The organism is Geodermatophilus sp. SYSU D00708, from assembly GCF_054050115.1.
Genome location: NZ_JBJGYS010000004.1, coordinates 111587 through 130204 on the forward strand (window position 1 = coordinate 111587; position 18618 = coordinate 130204).

The 18618-nt window shown below is 76.2% G+C and carries 14 protein-coding genes; 7 read left to right on the forward strand and 7 right to left on the reverse strand.

All coding sequences use genetic code 11. The features are described 5' to 3' along the window. Positions 1-73: 73 nt before the first annotated feature. The gene (locus ACI79D_RS05510) at positions 74-2800 is read right to left on the reverse strand and encodes a LuxR C-terminal-related transcriptional regulator (protein WP_456917315.1); all 2727 of its coding nucleotides are present in this window, start codon (positions 2798-2800) and stop codon (positions 74-76) included. Between the two features lie 177 nt (positions 2801-2977). On the opposite strand from ACI79D_RS05510, the gene ACI79D_RS05515 reads away from it, so the two are divergent. Together ACI79D_RS05515 and ACI79D_RS05520 are read left to right on the forward strand one after the other, a co-directional pair. Next, complete coding sequence (locus ACI79D_RS05515; protein ID WP_456917316.1) at positions 2978-4237, forward strand: 3-deoxy-7-phosphoheptulonate synthase; 1260 nt, start codon at positions 2978-2980, stop codon at positions 4235-4237. Between the two features lie 100 nt (positions 4238-4337). After that, entirely contained in the window at positions 4338-5402 is a 1065-nt protein-coding gene (locus tag ACI79D_RS05520; protein ID WP_456917317.1) for a GGDEF domain-containing protein, read from the forward strand. Positions 5403-5409: 7 nt separating this feature from the next. Here the strand turns inward: ACI79D_RS05520 and ACI79D_RS05525 are convergent, their stop codons facing one another. Genes ACI79D_RS05525 through ACI79D_RS05535 form a run of 3 tightly spaced genes read right to left on the reverse strand, consistent with a single transcriptional unit; the run spans position 5410 to position 9976 of the window. Next, the gene (locus tag ACI79D_RS05525) at positions 5410-6387 is read right to left on the reverse strand and encodes an NAD-dependent epimerase/dehydratase family protein (RefSeq protein ID WP_456917318.1); all 978 of its coding nucleotides are present in this window, start codon (positions 6385-6387) and stop codon (positions 5410-5412) included. Beyond that, entirely contained in the window at positions 6384-8954 is a 2571-nt protein-coding gene (locus ACI79D_RS05530; protein ID WP_456917319.1) for an alpha/beta fold hydrolase, read from the reverse strand. The genes ACI79D_RS05525 and ACI79D_RS05530 overlap by 4 nt, the downstream gene beginning before the upstream one ends. Then, positions 8951-9976: a 3-oxoacyl-ACP synthase III gene (locus ACI79D_RS05535; RefSeq protein ID WP_456917320.1), complete on the reverse strand. Its 1026-nt coding sequence runs from the start codon at positions 9974-9976 to the stop codon at positions 8951-8953. Before ACI79D_RS05535 ends, ACI79D_RS05530 begins: the two co-directional genes overlap by 4 nt. Positions 9977-10243: 267 nt before the next feature. On the opposite strand from ACI79D_RS05535, the gene ACI79D_RS05540 reads away from it, so the two are divergent. Both ACI79D_RS05540 and ACI79D_RS05545 read left to right on the forward strand, forming a co-directional pair. Continuing rightward, positions 10244-10936, forward strand: a complete 693-nt coding sequence (locus ACI79D_RS05540; protein WP_456917321.1) for a hypothetical protein — start codon at positions 10244-10246, stop codon at positions 10934-10936. 91 nt (positions 10937-11027) lie between these two features. After that, on the forward strand, positions 11028-12950 hold the full coding sequence (locus ACI79D_RS05545; protein WP_456917322.1) for an FAD-binding monooxygenase: 1923 nt from the start codon (positions 11028-11030) through the stop codon (positions 12948-12950). Positions 12951-12972: 22 nt separating this feature from the next. Here ACI79D_RS05545 and ACI79D_RS05550 read toward each other — a convergent pair whose 3' ends face one another. Together ACI79D_RS05550 and ACI79D_RS05555 are read right to left on the reverse strand one after the other, a co-directional pair. After that, positions 12973-13668: an EthD domain-containing protein gene (locus tag ACI79D_RS05550; protein ID WP_456917323.1), complete on the reverse strand. Its 696-nt coding sequence runs from the start codon at positions 13666-13668 to the stop codon at positions 12973-12975. Positions 13669-13673: 5 nt separating this feature from the next. Further along, on the reverse strand, positions 13674-14651 hold the full coding sequence (locus tag ACI79D_RS05555; protein WP_456917324.1) for an ABC transporter substrate-binding protein: 978 nt from the start codon (positions 14649-14651) through the stop codon (positions 13674-13676). A gap of 396 nt (positions 14652-15047) precedes the next feature. Between ACI79D_RS05555 and fabG the strand changes: the two genes are divergently transcribed. The 3 genes from fabG to ACI79D_RS05570 are packed head-to-tail and all read left to right on the forward strand — an operon-like array spanning position 15048 to position 17706. Further along, entirely contained in the window at positions 15048-15752 is a 705-nt protein-coding gene (gene fabG, locus ACI79D_RS05560) for a 3-oxoacyl-[acyl-carrier-protein] reductase (RefSeq protein WP_456917325.1), read from the forward strand. Next, positions 15752-16525, forward strand: coding sequence for an enoyl-ACP reductase FabI (gene fabI / locus ACI79D_RS05565; RefSeq protein ID WP_456917326.1), 774 nt, complete (start codon positions 15752-15754; stop codon positions 16523-16525). Before fabG ends, fabI begins: the two co-directional genes overlap by 1 nt. Positions 16526-16563: 38 nt before the next feature. Next, on the forward strand, positions 16564-17706 hold the full coding sequence (locus ACI79D_RS05570) for a ferrochelatase (RefSeq protein ID WP_456917327.1): 1143 nt from the start codon (positions 16564-16566) through the stop codon (positions 17704-17706). A gap of 95 nt (positions 17707-17801) precedes the next feature. Here the strand turns inward: ACI79D_RS05570 and ACI79D_RS05575 are convergent, their stop codons facing one another. Next, positions 17802-18566, reverse strand: coding sequence for a hypothetical protein (locus tag ACI79D_RS05575; protein WP_456917328.1), 765 nt, complete (start codon positions 18564-18566; stop codon positions 17802-17804). Positions 18567-18618: the final 52 nt, after the last annotated feature.

The window sequence follows — 18618 nt, forward strand, 5'->3', positions numbered from 1 at the left end:
GGAGAGGGTGGCCCCGCGGCCGGGCTCCGGTCAGCAGTAGTGCACTACTGCACTCCCGCCCGCACCGCCGCCATCACTCGCGGTGACCCGTCGCGGCGGCCGCGGGCGACCCGCGAGCGGGGCGCACCGCGGCGACGAGGGCGGCCCGGTCGGCGAGGCCGAGCCGGGTGCAGGCGCGGTAGACGTGGCTCTCCACGGTGCGCACGGACAGCTGCAACCGGTCGGCGATCGCGCGGTTGGTCAGCCCCTCGCCGGCCAGGAGCGCGATCTCCCGTTCCCGGTCCCGGACGGGCAGCGGGCACCTCGCGGCCAGCAGCGCCGGGGTCCGCGCGCCTTCGGACACCTCGGCCAGCGCCGCGGCCCGGTCCGCCGCGGCGGCGGCCTCGGGCCACCGGCCCCGCTCCCGCGCCGTCACGGCGGCCTGCGCGGCGGCGTCGGCGGCGAACAGGTACCGCTCGGCCGCCTCGAGGTCGGCCGACACGGCCAGGAGCCCGACGGCGTCGCCCACTGCGAGCGCCCGGGCGTGGGCCGCGGCCGCGACGGCGGCCCGGCAGGCGGGCGCGCGGGCGAGAGCGGCCAGCCGCGGCGCCTGCTCCCGGTCGCCGAGGCAGACCGCGGTGTGGCGCACCAGCACCTCGACGGCCGACTGTCCCGCCGCGTGCGCGAGCTCGGCGGCCCGGGTCAGGTGCTCGCGCGCCGCCACCGTCGCGCCGTCCGCCGCCGCGGCCCAGGCCCGGGCCAGCCCGAGGTGGGCGTCGGGGAGCCGGACGCCGGAGCGGGCCGCGCGCTCGGCCTGTGCGAGGGCGGTCCGGGCGGCGGCGGCCTCGCCGAGCACGGCGTGCGCCTGGGCCTGGAGCGCCGCGAGGACCGCCGTCCACCCGCCTCCGTGCCCCGGCAGCTGGGGGAGCACTGCCTCGACGTGCCGGATCGTCGTCCGCGGGTGCCCGCAGGCGAGCTCGGCGCAGGCCGCCAGCAGCGCGCCGAACCCGGCGGCGTGGCTCCCGGTCCGTCCGCGGACCCACTCCAGCCGCACCCGGGCGCGTGCCGGCTCGCCCTCCAGGCACACCCCGAGGACCTCGGCGAACGCGATGTCGTGCTGCAGCGGCAGCGTCTCGAGGCTCGCTCCTGCCGCCCCGATGCCGCGGCGGGCCAGGTCGGCGATCGGGTCACCCCGCCCCGACCAGGCCCGCGCGTACACCGCGGTCCAGCTCGCCCAGGCCGACGCCCACGGGGGGACGCCGTCGTCCGCGAGCACCTCCTGGGCCAGCCGCGCGGCGCGCTCGACCTGGCCGGACGCCATCGCCGCGGTGGCGTGCAGCGCGGTCCGAACCTGCGCCGCGCCGGGAGCGGTCTCCTCGGTCCGCGCCGCGACCGGCACCGGGTGCGCCCCCTCGGCGTCCGCGGGGCGCACGCAGCGCAGGTAGGCGGACGACAGCGCGAAGCGGAGGCGTTCGGCGTCGGAGGCGGCCGACGCCAGCGCCGGCCCCAGGGCGGCCTCCGCCTCGGTCGCCCGTGCCTGCCAGGAGAGCACGCTGGCGAGCCCGAGCCGGGCGTCGAACCCGCCCCCGGCGTCGCAGGCGGCGCGGAGGAGCCGCTCGGCGAGCTCGTAGTCGGTCAGGTCCACCGCCTGCCCTGCGGCGCGTACCAGCATCGCGGGGTCCGGGTGCGTGTCGCCGTCGAGCCCGAGGACGGCGCTGCGCAGGGCGTCGCCGGCGCGGCGTCCCCCGGCGAAGACCTCGGAGAGCTCGCGGCGGAGCCGCCGGGCCCGCGGCGAGCTCACCCGTGCCCGGACCGACTCCGCGTACAGCGGGTGGGCGACCCGCACGTCCCAGCGCGTGCCCTCCCGCCCGACGGCGGCCAGGCCCCGCTGGGCGACCTGCTCGACCGCCTCCGCGTCGGTGAGCCGGGTCAGCTGGTCCAGACCCAGGGGCTCGCCGAAGGCCAGCAGCTCCATCACCCGGCCCTGCGCCTCGGTCAGGACGCCGATCCGCTGCGCGACCAGCTCGTCCAGGGCCGGCGGCAACCCGGCCGGCCCCGCCCACCGCCACACCCCGTCGGTGCACGCCAGGCGGCCGGCGCGGCGCTCCCCGTCCACGAGGTGGCGCAGCCACAGCACGTTGCCCCGGGTGATCTCGAAGAACCGGTGCTCGCTCGCGGCCGAGACCGGGCCGCCGAGGCCGGCGCGCAGCAACGCGCCCGTCGCCGCCTCGGCCAACGGCAGCAGGTCCAGCCGCTCGGCCAGGCCGTCCTTCCACAACGCCGTGACCGCGTCCGGCGCAGCCTGCCCGCTGCGCACCGTGAGGACCATCGGGATCGCGCGCTCGGCGACGGCCTGCTGCAGCACCGTGGCCGAGACCTCGTCGAGCAGGTGGGCGTCGTCGACCGCCAGCACCCACTCGCGACCGGCGGCCTGCAGGGCCTGGGTGGCCCGCTGCACCGCGGTCACGTCCGGCTCGGCGTCGGAGTCGGTCCCGGTCCACCCCGCCAGCGCGGCGAGCGGGACGTCGCGCGAGGACGCGGTGGCCGTCACGAACCCGTGCCCGGCACCCGGGCCGCCCACCCGCGCGAGCAGCTCCCGGGCCAGCCGGCTCTTGCCCACCCCGGGGGCGCCGGCGATCACCAGGCAGCCGCGCCGCCGCACCGCCTCCACCGCGGACCGCAGTTCGTCGTCGCGCCCGGTGAACGGCCAGGTGTCCATCGACGCCGTCACCCCCAGCACCGTCGTCGGGCGGTGCACCGAGGCGACCGATGCCCCGTGCGCCGCCGGGAGCGGGACGAACCGGATCAGGTCCGGGGACACCGTCGTCCCGACCGGGCACGACGGCAACGGGCCGGCGCACCGGCTGCGGAGTTCCGGAACCGGCGGGACGCGGCCGGTCACCCGGGGCAGCCGGGGAGGCCTCCGCCGGCCCTCGGCGAGCCACCCGCCCCGGACCGCCCGGGCGCGGATGCGGCGCGGTCGTGGACAGTGGGGACCATGCAGGCACCTCTCCCGGCCGACCGGATCCTGGACGTGGCGACGCGGATCGCCGACCAGCTGCTGGAGGTCCAGACCCGGGTCAACGGGCAGATCGACGCCGCCCTGGCCGACCTGCTGCCCGGCGTCCAGGAGCGGCTGGACGTCCGACCGGCGGACGACGTCGACCTCTCCGACCTGGTGAACGCCCGGATCACCGGCCTGAGCGTCGTCGTCACGCCCGCGGCGGTGGCCACCGTCGTCCCGCTGTCGGCCGCCTCGGCCGCCACGACGCGGGCCGGGCGCCGCGCCATGACCGAGATCGTCACCGGTGCCGACGACCGCCTGGCCGTCATCGCCGGCCCCTGCTCGATCCACGACCCGGCCGCCGCCGTGGAGTACGCCGGCTTCCTCGCCCGCATGCGGGAACGGCACGGCGACGACCTCGAGATCCTGATGCGGACGTACACGGAGAAGCCGCGGACCGAGGTCGACTGGAAGGGGTTCGCCTACGACCCGTTCCTCGACGGGTCCAGCCGCATCAGCGTCGGCCTCGTCGCCACCCGGGTGCTCATGTGCCAGATCACCGCCCTGGGCGTGCCGGTGGCCGCCGAGCCGCTCAACGCGCTGACGCCGCAGTACGTCAACGGGCTGGTCACCTACAACGGCGTCGGCGCGCGCAACGTCACCGACCAGACCGCCCGCGAGCGGGTGTCGGGCTTCTCGTCCGTCGTCGGCTTCAAGAACTCGCCGGAGGGCAGCATCGAGGCCGCCATCTCGGCCGTCGTGGCCGCGCGGGCGCCGCACGAGTTCCTCGGTGTCGACCACCACGGGGTGTCGGCCCAGCTGTCGACGACGGGCAACGACACCGGTCACGTCATCCTGCGCGGCGCCCAGGACGGCCCCAACTACTCGGCCGCGCACATCGCGGAGACCAAGCGGAAGCTCGCGGCGCGCGGTCTGCCGGAGGTGGTCGTCGTCGACGCCTCCCACGGCAACAGCCGCAAGGACCACCGGCGCCAGATCGAGGTCGTGCGCGACCTGGCCGGTCAGGTGGCCGGCGGCGAGCGGGCGATCCGCGGCGTGATGGTGGAGAGCAACCTGGTCGCCGGCCGGCAGGACCTCGACCGCCGGCACCCCGAGGCGCTGGAGTACGGCAAGAGCGTCACCGACGCCTGCATCGACCTCGACACCACCGAGGTGGTGCTGGCCGAGCTCGCCGAGGCCGCCCGGGTGCGGCGGGGGACCCGGCAGCGGGAGGGCAGCTCCGCCGGCGCGTGACCCCGCGCGGCCGCCGCAGACCGTCGTCGACGTGATCGGGCGGGACGATCGGCCGCTGGGGCTGGGGGTCTGTCGCTCTGTTGGGCTACCCTGACGCACCGTGCGCGCCCCGTCGGACACGCCTGACACGAGCCTCCTGCGGGACGTCCGGGCGCGGGACCCGCAGTCCGCGGCGCGCAGCGCCGCCGTCATCCTCCTGCTGGCCGCCGTCGCCCTGGCCGGGTGGGCGCTCCTGGAGCACTCGACGCAGGCCCCCCTCGCGCGCGGCCTCTGCTGGTCGGCCGCGGGACTCCTGGCCGCGTTCGCCGTCGTCCACCGGGTCGTGCTGGCGGAGCGCCTGGACCGGATGGCGGCCGGCGCGCTGATGTCCGTCGGCGGCGTCCTGCTCGGGGCCTTCCTGTCCCTGCTCACCGACGACACCTCTGCCGCGGCGCAGTCCTTCCTCTCCCTGCCGGTCCTGTGGGCGGCGTCCCACCTGAAGACCGCAGGCGTCGTCCTGGTGACCGGGACGACGGTGCTCGTGGACGCCGGGACGCTGCTGTACCTGCTGCCGGTCCGCGAGGCGCTGACCAACCTCGTCTTCGTGGGCGCCGTGCTGGTGCTGATGGCGGCCGTCCTCTGCCGGGCGGCGGTCCGCCAGGAACAGCTGGTCGCGGCGCTGCAACGGCAGGCGCAGGTCGACACGCTGACCGGCCTGGTCAACCGCCGGGTCTTCCAGGAGGCGCTGGTCCGGACGACCGCGCGCCGGCCGGCCCCGGGGACCGCGCTGGTGCTCATCGACGTCGACGCGTTCAAGTCGATCAACGACGCGCACGGCCACCCAGCCGGCGACGAGGTCCTCGTCCACCTGGCCCGGGTGTTGACCGAGCAGGTGCGTGCCGACGACGCCGTCCTCTCCCGGCTGGGCGGTGACGAGCTGGCCGTGCTGCTGCCCGGCTGCTCCGCGCGCACCGCCCAGCGCCGGGCCGAGGCCCTGCTGGAGGCGGTGCGCCGGACCCCCGTGACGCTCACCGACGGCACGACGCTGGCCCTGTCGATCAGCCTCGGGGTGGCCCACCTGCCGCAGGCCGCGGACAGTCTGGCGGCGCTGTACGAGATCGCGGACGCCGCGCTCTACGACGCCAAGCGCGCCGGGCGCGGCTGCGTCGCCGTGGCCGCGGCCTGAGCCGCGCTCAGCCCGGGGCGGCGGCGCGGTACCAGTCGCGCAGGCGCGTGAACCCCTCCTCGAGGGTCACCTCGGGCCGCCACCCCAGCGCGGCCCGCGTCCGTCTCTGGTCGAACCAGTGGGCGGTCGCCAGCTGCTCGGCCAGGAACCTGGTGAGCGGGGGGACGGCGCGACGGCGCGCGGCCGCCCAGACCCCCTCCACGGCGGCGCCGGCCAGCCAGGCCGCACCGAACGGCACCCGGCCGCGCGGCCCGGGCACCCCCGCGGCCCCGCACAGCCGGCCCAGGACCTCCGCGACCGGGCGCGGCTGCCCGTTCGAGACGACCAGGGCCTCGCCGTGCACCGGCCCGCACGCGTCCACGGCGGCGACCAGGGCGGCCGCCGCGTTGTCGACGTAGGTCGTGTCGATCAGCGCCGCCCCCGACCCGATCACCGGCAGCCGCCCGGCCCGGGCCCGCTGCACGATGCGCGCGACGAGCTGGGTGTCGCCGGGACCCCAGACCAGGTGCGGACGGACCGCCAGCACGGCGAGCGACGAGGAGTCCGCGGCCAGGGCGTCGGACTCGGCCACGGCCTTGGAGCGGGCGTACCGGCCGCGGGCCCGCGCGGGGTCGGCGGCCCCGGCGCCCACGCCGGTCAGCGGCGTCCCGGCGTGCGCCACGGACGGGGACGAGACGTGCACCAGCCGGCCGACGCCCGCGGCCCGGCAGGCGCCCAGCACGGTGCGGGTGCCCTCGATGTTGGCGGCGACGTACTCGGCCCACGGGCCGGTGACGTCCACCTTCGCGGCCAGGTGCAGCACGGCGTCCTGCCCCCGGGCGGCCCGCGCCACCACCGCGGGGTCGGCGACGTCCCCCAGCACCTCCGCGCACGGCAGGCCGGAGGGGCGGCGCTGCAGCACCGTCACCTCGTCGCCGCGCTCCAGCAGTCCGCGGGCCGTGGCCCGGCCGAGCATCCCGCTGGCGCCGGTGACCAGCACCCTCACGGTCGGCGGGGGGCCCGGGCGCCGGCCAGCAGCCGTGCGGCGCGGCGGGCGACCTCGGCGCGGTCCACCTTCGACTGGTGCCGCACGTCGACCGGCAGCCGCGCCGCGGTCAGCACCGCCGCGACGTCGGTCCCGGCGGCGGCCCGGACCGCGGCGGCGACGTCCTCCCCGGCCAGCCCCAGCCGCGCCGTCCGGCCGCCGCGCCGGGGGCGGACGCCGGAGGGCACGACGACCACCACGACCGCCTGCGTCCCCGCCGGCCCGACCCCCACGGCCGCGGCGGCCGACACCCCGGCGAGCGCCTCCACCCGCTGCTCGACCCCGACCGGCGTCACCGGACCGGCCGCGGTGGTGATCACGTGCTGGAGACGGCCCTCGATCCAGAGCCGCCCCTCGGCGTCCAGGTGGCCGACGTCGCCGGTGCGGTGCCAGCCGGGGTCCCGCGACGTCGACCGCTCGAGCGCCCACAGCGCGTCGTAGCGGTCCTTGACGTGTGCGGCCCGCACGCAGACCTCGCCGGGGACGCCCGGGCGGTCGGTGAGCTCGCCGTCGGCCCGCCCGTCGGCCGACAGCGGGCTGATCCGCACGTCGACCCCGGGCAGGGGCCGGCCCACGCACACGCCGTCGCCGGTGCCCGCGGCCTCGATGCCGGCGAGGGAGACGTCGGTGACCGGCAGGACCTCGGTCATCCCGTAGGGCGTGTGCGCGTCGGCGGCGGGCAGCACCGCGCGCAGCGACCGCAGCAGGGACGCCGGGACGGGGGCGCCGGCCGACATCAGCAGCCGGACCCGGGACAGGGCCGTGCGCTGCTCCTCCGACAGGTCCGCCGCCGTGGCCGTCACGCGGCGCAGCGCCGCGGGGGAGGCGAAGACCACGGTCGCGTCGACGGCCGCCGCCGCGTCGGCCAGCGCCGCCGCGGTCAGCGAGGCCGGCGCGGTCACGTCGACGTCCGGGACGGCCGACCCGATGCCCAGCGCCGGCCCGAGGATCGCGAACGGCGCGAACGCCGCCACGAACCGGTCCTCGGCGCTGAGCCCGTAGGCGCACCGCATGAGGTCGAGCTGGGCGGCGGCCTGGCGGTGCGTGTAGACGACGCCCTTGGCCGGCCCCGTCGCCCCGGAGGTGAACAGCACGGCGCAGTCGGCGTCCAGCGGGGCCTCGGCCGGGACCGGCGCCGTGCGGCCGAGGGCCTCCAGCCCGGCCAGCGTGTGCGCGGCCCCTAGCGCGCGCAGGGGCGCCGGGCCGGCCGCGATCCGGGAGCCGGGCAGGGCCATCAGGCGGGCGGCGGCCAGGCCGGCCCGGCTGCCGACGACGGAGTCGACCGCCGCGCTGCGCAGGGCCCGGCGCATCCCGGCCAGCCCCAGGCCCTTGTCCGCGACGACGACCACGGCACCGGCGCGCCACACCGCGTACACCGCGGCGGTGAGGTCGGCCGACGGCTCCACGAGGAGCGCGACCCGGTGCCCGGGCCGGACCCCGGACGCCGCCAGCCCGGCGGCGAGGTCGGCCACCCGCCGGGCCAGCCGGGCCCAGCTCACCGTCGTGCCGCCGACCTCGACGACCGCGGGTGCGTCGTCGCCCGACCGCTCGTCCAGGGCGGACCACAGGCGGCGTCCGGCGTCCCGCACCGGGCGGGCCGGCGACTCCACCGGGCCGGTCCCCAGGTCGGCCACCCACCGGGCCACGGCCGCGGCGTACTCCGGCGCGTCCTCGGGGAGCAGGTGCGAGGCGCCCTCGTAGCGGTGCAGCCGGGCCTGCGGCAGGCGGCGGCGCAGGTCGGAGAGGTACCGCTCGCCGAACACCGGGTCGCGCGGGCCCCACAGCAGCAGCGCCGGGACGTCGAGCGTGCGGACGCCCTCGGCGATCGCCTCCTGCACCGGGCGGGACGGGTGGCCGGGGGAGAAGGGGATGTCGGCGACGAAGTCGCCGACCGACCGCCGGCGTGACGGCGACCGGTAGGGCGCGGCGAAGGCGTCGCGGACGTCGGCGGGCAGCGCGGGCCGCGACAGCGCCGTGGTCGCCCGGACGAAGACGGGGGTGCCGACGGTGACCGCCGCGCGCACGCCGGGCACGTCGGCCAGCCGGATCAGCGCCGGCCCGAGGTCGCCCTCGGGCATGGCGACGGCGGTGTTGGCCAGGACGACGCCGTGCAGGTCCGCCCGGTGCTCGAGGGCCCATCCGAGGGAGATGACGCCGCCCCAGTCGTGCCCGACCGTGACCACCGGCCCGGCAACGCCGAGCGCCGCCGTGAGGTCCCCGAGGTCGGCCACCCGCTGCGCCAGCGACCGCGGCCCGGCCGGGCGGTCGGACCAGCCCATGCCCAGCTGGTCGGGGGCGACCACGCGCCAGCCGGGCGGGGCGGCGGCCAGCAGCCGGCGCCACAGGTAGGACCACGTGGGGTTGCCGTGGACGCACAGCAGCGTCCCGGCCGGGTCGCGGACGCCGTTGTCGAGGACGTGCCAGGTGTGCTCGACGCCGGTGCGGTCTTTGACGGGGACCAGCCGGGACCAGGCGGGGTCCAGACCGGGGAGTGCCGGCGGGGGGCTCGCGGCGTCGTCCGCCCTCACCAGGCGATCTCGAGGCAGGACGCGTTGAGGCCCGAGCCGATCCCCATGAGCAGCACCCGGTCGCCGTCCACCAGCGAGTCCTGCTCGCCGGCCAGCGTGAACGGGACCGACGCCGGGCCGAGGTTGCCGCGGGTCGGGAACGTCGTCGGCACCAGCGCGGGGTCGACGGAGAACCGGTCGCACATGGCCTTGGTGTGCACCTTGGACACCTGGTGCATGACGTAGCGGCTCATGCCCTGCGCCCAGTCGAACTCCACCGCGGCGTCGGCCCACATCTGCAGCGAGAGGTCGAGGCCGGCGTCCAGGAGGCCCTTGAGGTCGGTCCGCATCATGTCGTTGTCGCCGACGCACAGCTCGTGGTGCTCGGTGCCCGCCCGGCTCACCGACCCGACGAGGCGGTGCCCCTCCGGGTGGCGGTCGGCGCGGCCCAGCACCATGGCGACGGCTCCCGAGCCCAGCGTCAGGGTCGCGAACTGCGCCAGCACGTCCTTGGACACGGTGTCGGGCTGGTTGAGCCGGTCGACGGTGCGCTCCTGGACGGGGCGGGAGTCCTCGCCGTTGACGATCAGCGCGTGCTCGACCATCCCGGAGTCGATCATGGCGGCGGCGAGCTCCATGCCGTTGACGAAGCCGAGGCAGGCGTTGGTCACGTCGAAGTTCTGGCAGGACCGCGGCAGGCCCAGCGCGTGGTGCACCGCGACCGCGGTCGAGGGCTCGAGGTACCGGCGGCTGACCGAGGTGTTGATCATCACGCCGATCCCGGCCGGGTCGACCCCGCTCTCGCTGATGGCCTTGGCTCCGGCCGTCGCGGCGCCGTCGACGAAGGTGACGCCCTCGGGCCACCAGCGGCGCTCCCGGATCCCGGCGAGGCGCTCGAGCAGGCCGGGACGCAGCCCGACCCGCTGATAGGTGTCCGCGAGCGCCTCGTCGAGCGCGTCGGAGGTGACGACGCGGGAGGCGTCGGCGGTCTGCACGGTCAGGACGGCCGTGTTGCTGAACCGGTGGGTGGCGCTACGGCTCATGTGCGACGTCCCGTTCTCCGTCGGGCTGACTTCCGGATCCGCCGCGCCCGCTTTCATCGGCCACTACCCGACCTCCCCGACGCTATGCCACGGGGCGCCGCGGGGGAACGGGTGGGGCGGGGCGGCCGGCGACGTCCCCGCTCAGGCGCGCCGGCCGGTGCCGCCTCCGGGGCCAGCGCGGCCACGATGGCCCCGCGGAACCACAGCTGGGCCGCTGTCTCCCGGTGCCGTGCCTGCCAGTACAGCCGCACCTCGTCCCGACCCCTGGTGAAGTGGAGCGCCGAGCCGGCCAGCGCCACCGACGTCCCGCGGACGATCAGCCAGGCGGCGCACAACGCCCTGTTGGAGCCGCAGGGCCCGGTCTTCGTCTCCGTGCCCTACGACGACTGGGCCCAGGAGGCCGGGCCCGACAGCGAGCACCTGGCCGACCGCGCCGTCGCCCAGGCCGCCTGGCCGTCCCCGGCGCAGGTCGACGAGCTCGTCGCCGTCCTGTCCGCCGCGCGGAACCCGGTGCTGGTCGGGGGGAGCGGTGGACGCGGTGGCCGCGAACGGGCCGGCCGTCGAGCTCGCCGAACGGATGCGGATGCCGGCCTGGATCGCGCCGTCGGTGTCGCGGTGCCCGTTCCCCACCCGGCACGCCTCGTTCCGCGGCGTCCTGCCGGCGGCGGTGCGCGGCATCTCCACGCTGCTGGCCGGCCACGACCTCAGAGCCAGCCCGAGCTGGTCGAGGCCTTCCGGTCGGCGATGAACCGGTCGCTGGAGTTCTGCCGGCAGAACCCCGACGAGGTGCGCCGGGTCATCGGCACCTACACGCAGCTGGCGCCGAAGCTGATCGTGAACCTGACCCTCCCCGTGTACCGCACCGAGGTGAACCAGGAGGCGCTGACGGCGCTGGGTGCGTCCGCGGTCGAGTACGGCACGCTGAAGGCCGAACCGGACCTCGACGCCCTGCTCTGGTAGCCCGGGTGGGCGCCGGGTGGCGACCGTGGTGTCCTGAGAGACGGCGGACGTCCCGGGTCGACGACGCCGGACCGGATCGGAGGAGGCCTTCGTGCAGTTCTACCTGGACGGCTACCACCCCGGTGACCCGGAGCTGCCCCCCGGCACGGAACCGCGTGCCGAGGGGGAGCCCGGGGAGCTCCCCGCGGAGGTCGACGTCCTCGTCGTCGGCACCGGGCCGGCCGGGCTGGTGCTGGCCGCGCAGCTGGCCGCCTTCCCCGGCATCACCACCCGCGTCGTCGAGCGGCGGCCCGGCCCGCTCGAGCTCGGCCAGGCCGACGGCGTCGCCTGCCGCTCCGTGGAGATGTTCGAGGCCTTCGGCATCACCGAGCGGCTGCTCAAGGAGGCGTACTGGGTCAACGAGACCGTCTTCTGGCGCCCGGACGACGGGGACCGCACGCGCATCGCGCGCGGCGGCCGGATCCAGGACGTCGAGGACGGCCTGTCGGAGATGCCGCACGTCATCGTCAACCAGGCGCGGATCCAGCAGCACCTGCTCGACCTCATGCGGCGCTCGCCCGGTCGCGTGACTCCGGACTACGGCCTCGAGGTCCGCGACGTCGTCGTCGGCGACTCGGGCGACCACCCGGTCGAGGTCACCCTCGCGCGGACCGGCCCCGACCGGGAGGGGGAGGAGGTGACCGTCCGCGCCCGGTACGTCGTCGGCTGCGACGGGGCGCGCAGCACGGTGCGCCGCTCGATGGGCCGGGAGCTGCGCGGCGACTCGGCCAACCAGGCCTGGGGCGTCATGGACGTCCTCGCCGTGACCGACTTCCCGGACATCCGGTTCAAGGCGGTGATCCAGTCCGAGGCCGGCAACATCGTGCTCATCCCGCGCGAGGGCGGCTACCTCGTCCGGTTCTACATCGAACTCGAGGACCTCGCGCCCGGCGAGCGCGTGGCGGCGCGCGGTATCACCGTGGACCGGCTGATCGAGTCGGCCCGGCGGATCCTCTCCCCGTACACGCTCGACGTGCGGGACGTCGTCTGGTGGTCGGTGTACGAGATCGGCCAGCGGCTCACCGACGCGTTCGACGACGTCCCCGCCGACCAGGTCGGGTCCCGCCTGCCGCGGGTGTTCATCGCCGGCGACGCCTGCCACACGCACAGCCCCAAGGCCGGGCAGGGCATGAACGTCGGGATGCAGGACGGGTTCAACCTCGGCTGGAAGCTCGCCGCGGTCGTCGAGGGCCGCGCCGCGCCGGAGCTGCTGGGCACCTACTCCGCCGAGCGCCAGGCGGTCGCGCAGCGGCTGATCGACTTCGACCGCGAGTGGGCGGCAAAGCACAGCGCCCGGCCCACGGACGCCGGGGGCGAGGGCGGCGACGCTCCGGACCTGCAGCGCCTCTACTCCGAGCAGGGCCGGTTCACCGCCGGCGTGGCGACGCACTACGAGCGCTCGCTGATCACCGGCGCGACGACCTCCCAGGACCTCGCCAAGGGGTTCGTCATCGGCGAGCGGTTCCACTCCGCGCCCGTCGTCCGGCTCGCCGACGCCAAGGCGGTGCACCTCGGGCACGTCGCGCGGGCGGACGGCCGGTGGCGGCTCTACGCGTTCGCGGACGCGGCCGACCCGCGCGCTGCGGACTCCCGGCTGCGGGCGTTCTGCGAGTTCCTCGCGGAGTCCGACCGGTCGCCGGTCCGGCGGTACACGCCCGAGGGGGCCGACGTCGACGCGGTGTTCGACCTGCGCGCCGTCGTCCAGCAGGGCCACCGGGAGCTGTCGGTCACCGGGCTGCCGCCCCTGCTGCTGCCGCGGAAGGGCCGGTTCGGCCTGGTCGACTACGAGAAGGTCTTCTGCCCCGACCTGAAGGCCGGGACCGACGTGTTCGACCTGCGCGGCATCGACCGCGCGCAGGGCTGCGTCGTCGTCGTCCGTCCCGACCAGTACGTCGCGCACGTCCTGCCGCTGGACGCCACCGACGAGCTCGGCGAGTTCTTCGCCCGGTTCATGGTCGAGCCGGGCGCCCGGTGAGCGCGGCCGGGGGACCGCCGGCTCAGGCCTGGTGCACGGTGGTGACGCGGTAGACGCCGGGGGCAGAGTCGGTCATGTCGATGAACCGGCGCTCGTCCTCCAGCACCTCGGGGCGGGCGTTGACCATCACCGCCCGGTAGGCCTCCGGGTCGTCGAAGTAGGCCATCGCGAACCCCTCGTACTCGTGGCGGCCGACCCCGGCTGCGCGGGCGGCGAAGGAGCTGGCCTTGGGGTCGGCGTGGAACTGCCGGTAGCCGCTGCCCCGCGCGTCCGCGCCGGGCTTGACCAGCCACCCGTGCCGGTTGAGCCAGTGCGAGTGGTGAGCGTCCCAGCTCATGGTCAGTGCCCGGCTGATCACCACGAGGGTCACGACGTCGGTCTCCCGCGGCGTGAACGGGTAGACCGTGCCGACCTGGGCGTAGGAGTCCCCGGCGTCCACCAGGGCCCCGAGCCGGCCGGCCAGGCCCGCGAAGACGGGGACGAGCTCGGCGAGGGGAGCGTCGTCCCACCCGGCCTCGATCTCCGCGTCGAAGGGCTGCCCGCCCATGGCCAGCTGGTGCGAGCTGCCGTCGACCACCCCGTCGAGGAGGTCCAGCACGCGGACCCGGGCCCCCGGACGGTCCCCGACCTGACCCCACACGCGGGCCGCCTCCTCCTCGAGGGCGGCGCGCAGCCCGTCGCGGTCGCCGGAGCCGGCGCGCAGGAGCAGCGACGTCATGGTCTTCACGGGGCGGTCACGAACGGCGAGGCGTCCAGCTCCTCGGTGACGAAGTCGTGCTCGACCATCAGGTCCGCGAGGTCCTGGAGCCTGTCGGTGTCGTCCGGCGCGATGTAGGTCGGCAGGGCGACCTGCTCGATCAGCTCCGGCGAGAGCGTCGTGTAGGTGCCCAGGACGTCGCGGACGGCCTGCGGGTCGTCCATCGCGATGTCGGCGCCCTTGGCCAGCGCCCGCTGGAAGGCCGCCACGGTGTTCGGGTTCTGCTGCGCGAACTCGCGGCTGACGGCGAAGCCGCCGACCGGGATGCCGGTGAGGTCGTCGTTGACCGCGTCGAGCACCTGCCGCGCGCCGGCCGCCTCGATCATGGTGGTGAACGGCTCCACGCTGAACGAGGACTGGATCCGGCCGGCCTCGAGCGCGGCGGGCATGTCGGCGAGCGGGATCTCGACGAAGTCGACGCCGCTGGGGTCGACCCCCTCGTCCTCCAGGTCGATCAGGGTCCGCAACTGCGTGATGTTGTTCAGCGTGTTGATGGCGATGGTGGTGCCGGCCAGGTCGGCCGGCCCCTGGATCGGCGACGAGGCCGCCACGAAGACGCCGTTGCCCGGCTCCTCCTCGCCGATCGCCGTGGTCTGGCCCACCGACACCAGCGGCAGCCCCTGCTGGACGCCGACGAGGAAGGCGACGTTCTGGCCGAACGTCACGTCGAGGTCGCCGGCGATGAGGGCGGGGACGGCGGCCGCGCCACCCTGGGTGGCCTCGGCGGTGACGGTGAGCCCCTCGTCCTCGAAGAAGCCCTCCTGGACGGCCAGGTAGAGCGGCGCCACCTCGGGGATGGGGAGGGTGCCGACGGTGAGCTCGGTCTTCTCCGGTTCCCCCGTGCCCGATCCGCTGGGGCCGGCGGCCGGCTCGGCACTGCCGTCGTCACCCCCGCACGCCGCGAGGGTCGCCACCAGCACGCCGGCGGTCAGCGTGCTGGTCATCCACCTGAGCTTGGGCACGGCAACTCCGGGGCGTCGAGGGTGGGGAGGCAATGCATACGTATTCGTAGTGATGCGCACCACACGCGTCAAGGCAGCGCCCGCGGAGGCGCACCCAGGTCACACGGCCGACCCCACGCCCTGCGCAGCGGAGCAGGGCGGTGATACCGGCGGCCGGGCGGACCCCGGCATGACTCCCCATGCCCGGTCGGGCACTCCCCGGCGCCGTCGGCCGGGGCCGTCGAACGGTGGAGCGGCGGCTTCCGATCCGGCCGCGGTGGAACCGGGGACCGGCCCGATCGACCGCCCCGGCCCCGGACCCCGCACTGCGCGGGTGTGACCTGCGGCCACCGACTAGGTTCGGCACCCGACGGAGTGGTCGGCGCAGGGGAGTGGCACGTGGGCAGATCGGTGCTCGTGACCGGCGGCAACCGGGGGATCGGGCTGGCCATCGCCCGTTCCTTCGCCGAGCAGGGCGACTCGGTCGCGGTCACCCACCGCGGCAGCGGCGCCCCCGACGGGCTCTTCGGCGTGCAGTGCGACGTCACGAGCGCCGAGGACGTCGACCGGGCGTTCGGCGAGGTCGAGGAGCACCAGGGCCCGGTCGAGGTGCTGGTCAGCAACGCCGGCATCACCCGGGACGGGCTGCTCATGCGGATGAAGGAGGAGGACTTCACCGACGTCCTCGACGCCAACCTCACCGCTGCCTACCGGGTGTCGAAGCGGGCCGCGGCCAAGATGGTGCGGGCCCGCTCGGGCCGGATCGTCTTCATCTCCTCCGTCGTGGGGCTGCTGGGCTCGGCCGGGCAGACCAACTACGCGGCGTCGAAGGCCGGCCTGGTGGGCCTGGCCCGCTCGATCGCCCGGGAGCTGGGGAGCCGCGGCATCACCGCCAACGTGGTGGCGCCCGGCTTCGTCGAGACGGACATGACGGCGGCGCTGCCGGAGAAGCGGCAGCAGGAGATCCTCGGGCAGGTGCCGCTGGGGCGCTACGCCTCGGCGGAGGAGATCGCGGGCGTGGTGCGCTTCCTGGCGAGCGACGCGGCCGGCTACATCACCGGGGCGGTCGTCCCGGTCGACGGCGGACTGGGAATGGGGCACTGATGGGCGGCATCCTCGAGGGCAAGAAGGTCCTGGTCACCGGGGTCCTCACCGAGGCGTCGATCGCGTACGCGACCGCGCGCATCGCGCAGGAGCAGGGCGCCACCGTCGTCCTGTCCAACTTCGGCCGCGCCCTGTCGCTGTGCCAGCGGATCGCCAAGCGGCTGCCCCAGGAGGCGGCGGTGATCGAGCTGGACGTCACGAACACCGAGCACCTGTCGACGCTGGCCGACCGGCTGCGGGAGCAGGGCTTCGACACCCTCGACGGCGTCGTCCACTCGATCGGCTTCGCCCCGCAGGAGGCGATGGGGGAGGGCTTCCCCGAGGTCGCGTGGGAGCACGCCGCGACGGCGTTCCAGGTCTCGTCGTGGTCCTATGCCTCGCTCGCCCAGGCCTGCCGGCCGCTGCTGGGCAACCCGTCCTCGGTCGTCGGGCTCACCTTCGACGCCTCCGTGGCCTGGCCGGTCTACGGCTGGATGGGTGCGGCGAAGGCGGCGCTGGAGTCCGTCAGCCGCTACGTGGCGCGCGAACTCGGTCCCGAGGGCGTGCGGTCCAACATCGTCGCCGCCGGCCCGCTGCGGAGCATGGCGATGAAGTCCATCCCGGGCAGCGCCCAGTTCGAGGAGGCGTGGGAGGGCCGCGCCCCGCTGGGCTGGTCGGTCACCGACACCGAGCCCGCCGGCAAGGCCGTCGTCGCCCTGCTGTCGGACTGGTTCCCCGCCACCACCGGCGAGATCGTGCACGTCGACGGGGGTTTCCACGCCGTGGGCGTGTGACCGCATCCGTCGTCGTCCCTCCCCGAGAAAGAACGGACGTGCCCCGCTCCACCGTCGAGATCACCCCATCAGGACAGCGACCCGACGAGGAGCCCTCGCTGGCCGTCCGCAACAACGGCGGGCGCCTGCCGTCGTCCGACCCCGCTCCGGCCGGACGACGGGACGCGCTGCTGCTCCTGTCCTTCGGCGGGCCGGAGGGGCACGACGACGTGATGCCGTTCCTGGAGAACGTCACCCGCGGCCGCGGCATCCCCCGGGAGCGGCTCGAGGCGGTCGCCGAGCACTACCACCACTTCGGCGGGGTCAGCCCGATCAACGAGCAGAACCAGGCGCTGCTCGCGGCACTGGAGGGCGAGCTGGCCGCGGCCGGGGTCGACCTGCCGGTCTACTGGGGCAACCGCAACTGGGCGCCCTACGTCGAGGACGTGTGGCGGCAGATGGCCGACGACGGCGTCGAGCACGTCCACGTGCTGGCGACGTCGGCCTACGCGTCGTTCTCGGGCTGCCGGCAGTACCACGAGGACGTCGCCCGGGCGCGGGCCGCGCTCTCCGGGGACGCCGCCGCGCCGGGCGGGCCGACCGCGGAGAAGCTGCCGCACTACTTCGACACGGCCGGCTTCGTGCAGGCCAACGCCGACGCGCTGGCCGCGGCGCTGGCGACCCTGCCCGACGACGTCCGGGACACCGCCCGGCTGGTGGCGACCGCGCACAGCATCCCGGACTCCATGGCCGCCGTCGCGGGCCCGGCCGGCGGGGCCTACCAGGCCGAGCTGCTCGTGACCGCGCAGAAGGTCGTCGACGCCGCCGCCCCGGGCCGGCCCTTCGACCTGGTGTGGCAGAGCCGCAGCGGCCCGCCGTCGGTGCCGTGGCTCGAGCCCGACGTCAACGACCACCTGCGGGCGCTGGCGGAGCGGGGGGAGCGGGCCGTCGTCGTCTTCCCGGTCGGCTTCGTGAGCGACCACCTCGAGGTCGTCTGGGACCTCGACAACGAAGCGGAGCAGACGGCCCGGGAGCTGGGGCTGGCCTTCGCGCGGGCCGGGACGGCGGGCACGCACCCGGCGTTCGTCCGCTCGCTGGTGGACCTGCTCCGCGAGCGGCGCGCCGGTGGGTCGCCGCGGCTGGGCACCAGCTGCCCCGCCGCCTGCTGTTTCGTCGCGCCGCGGCCCCGTCCGACCGGCTGAGCAGGTTGCCGGGGTTGCTCGCCCGTTGCCGGGCCTGCAGCACCGGCACAGCGCGAGGAACCCCGGCAACGCCACAGGAACGGCGGCCGGGGACGCTACCTGGCCGCGGTGTCGTCCGGAGGACGACGGTCGACGTGGTTGAAGGCGGCGGTGACCGCGTCGCGCACGGCCTCGCCCAGCGGGCGCAGCGCGTCGTCGCGGGCCACCGCCTGGCCGTGGGTGACCGCGCCGCCCGGGGCGTCGGTGAGCGCGAGGTCCAGCACCCGGGCCAGCCGCTGGGCGCGGGCGAGCAGCGACAGCGCCAGCGGGTCCGAGCCGGGCGGCATGCCGGGGACGTGCGCGGCCTGGGCCAGCCCGGCGAGCAGCGTCGGGACCTCCGGGTGCCAGCGGGCGAGGTCGAGCCGGCCCAGCGTCCGCGCGGCGTCGGAGATGGCCAGGTCGAGCTCTCCGGAGACCGCGCGCAGGTTCCCCTCGACCGGCGGCGGTGCCGGGGCGGCGCCGTCCAGGGAGAAGGCGGTCCACTGCACGGCCTCGGGCCCGAGCGGCTCGGGCACCAGCGCGAGCCGGTCGCCGACGGCGGCCTGCCCCGCCTCCAGCGCCAGCTCGGTCAGCCCCGGCACGCGGGGCAGCCCGCGGACGTCGCCCGGCACCGGCAGCACCAGTCGGAACCGGCGCTCGCCCAGGCCGCGCAGCGCGGTCAGGGCCCAGCCCAGCGGGACCGCCTCGTCGGTCCCGGGGAGGCCGGAGACCCGGTGCGCGGTGTCGCCGACCAGCGCGTCGAGCGCCTCGTCGTAGGAGCTGCGGCCGGAGAGCCAGGCGGTCGCCCAGACCGCGAACCGGCCCGCGGGGAAGTCGTGCACCCAGCGAGGTTATGCCGGGCCCCCGGCCAGGTGACGATGGTGTTGAGATCGA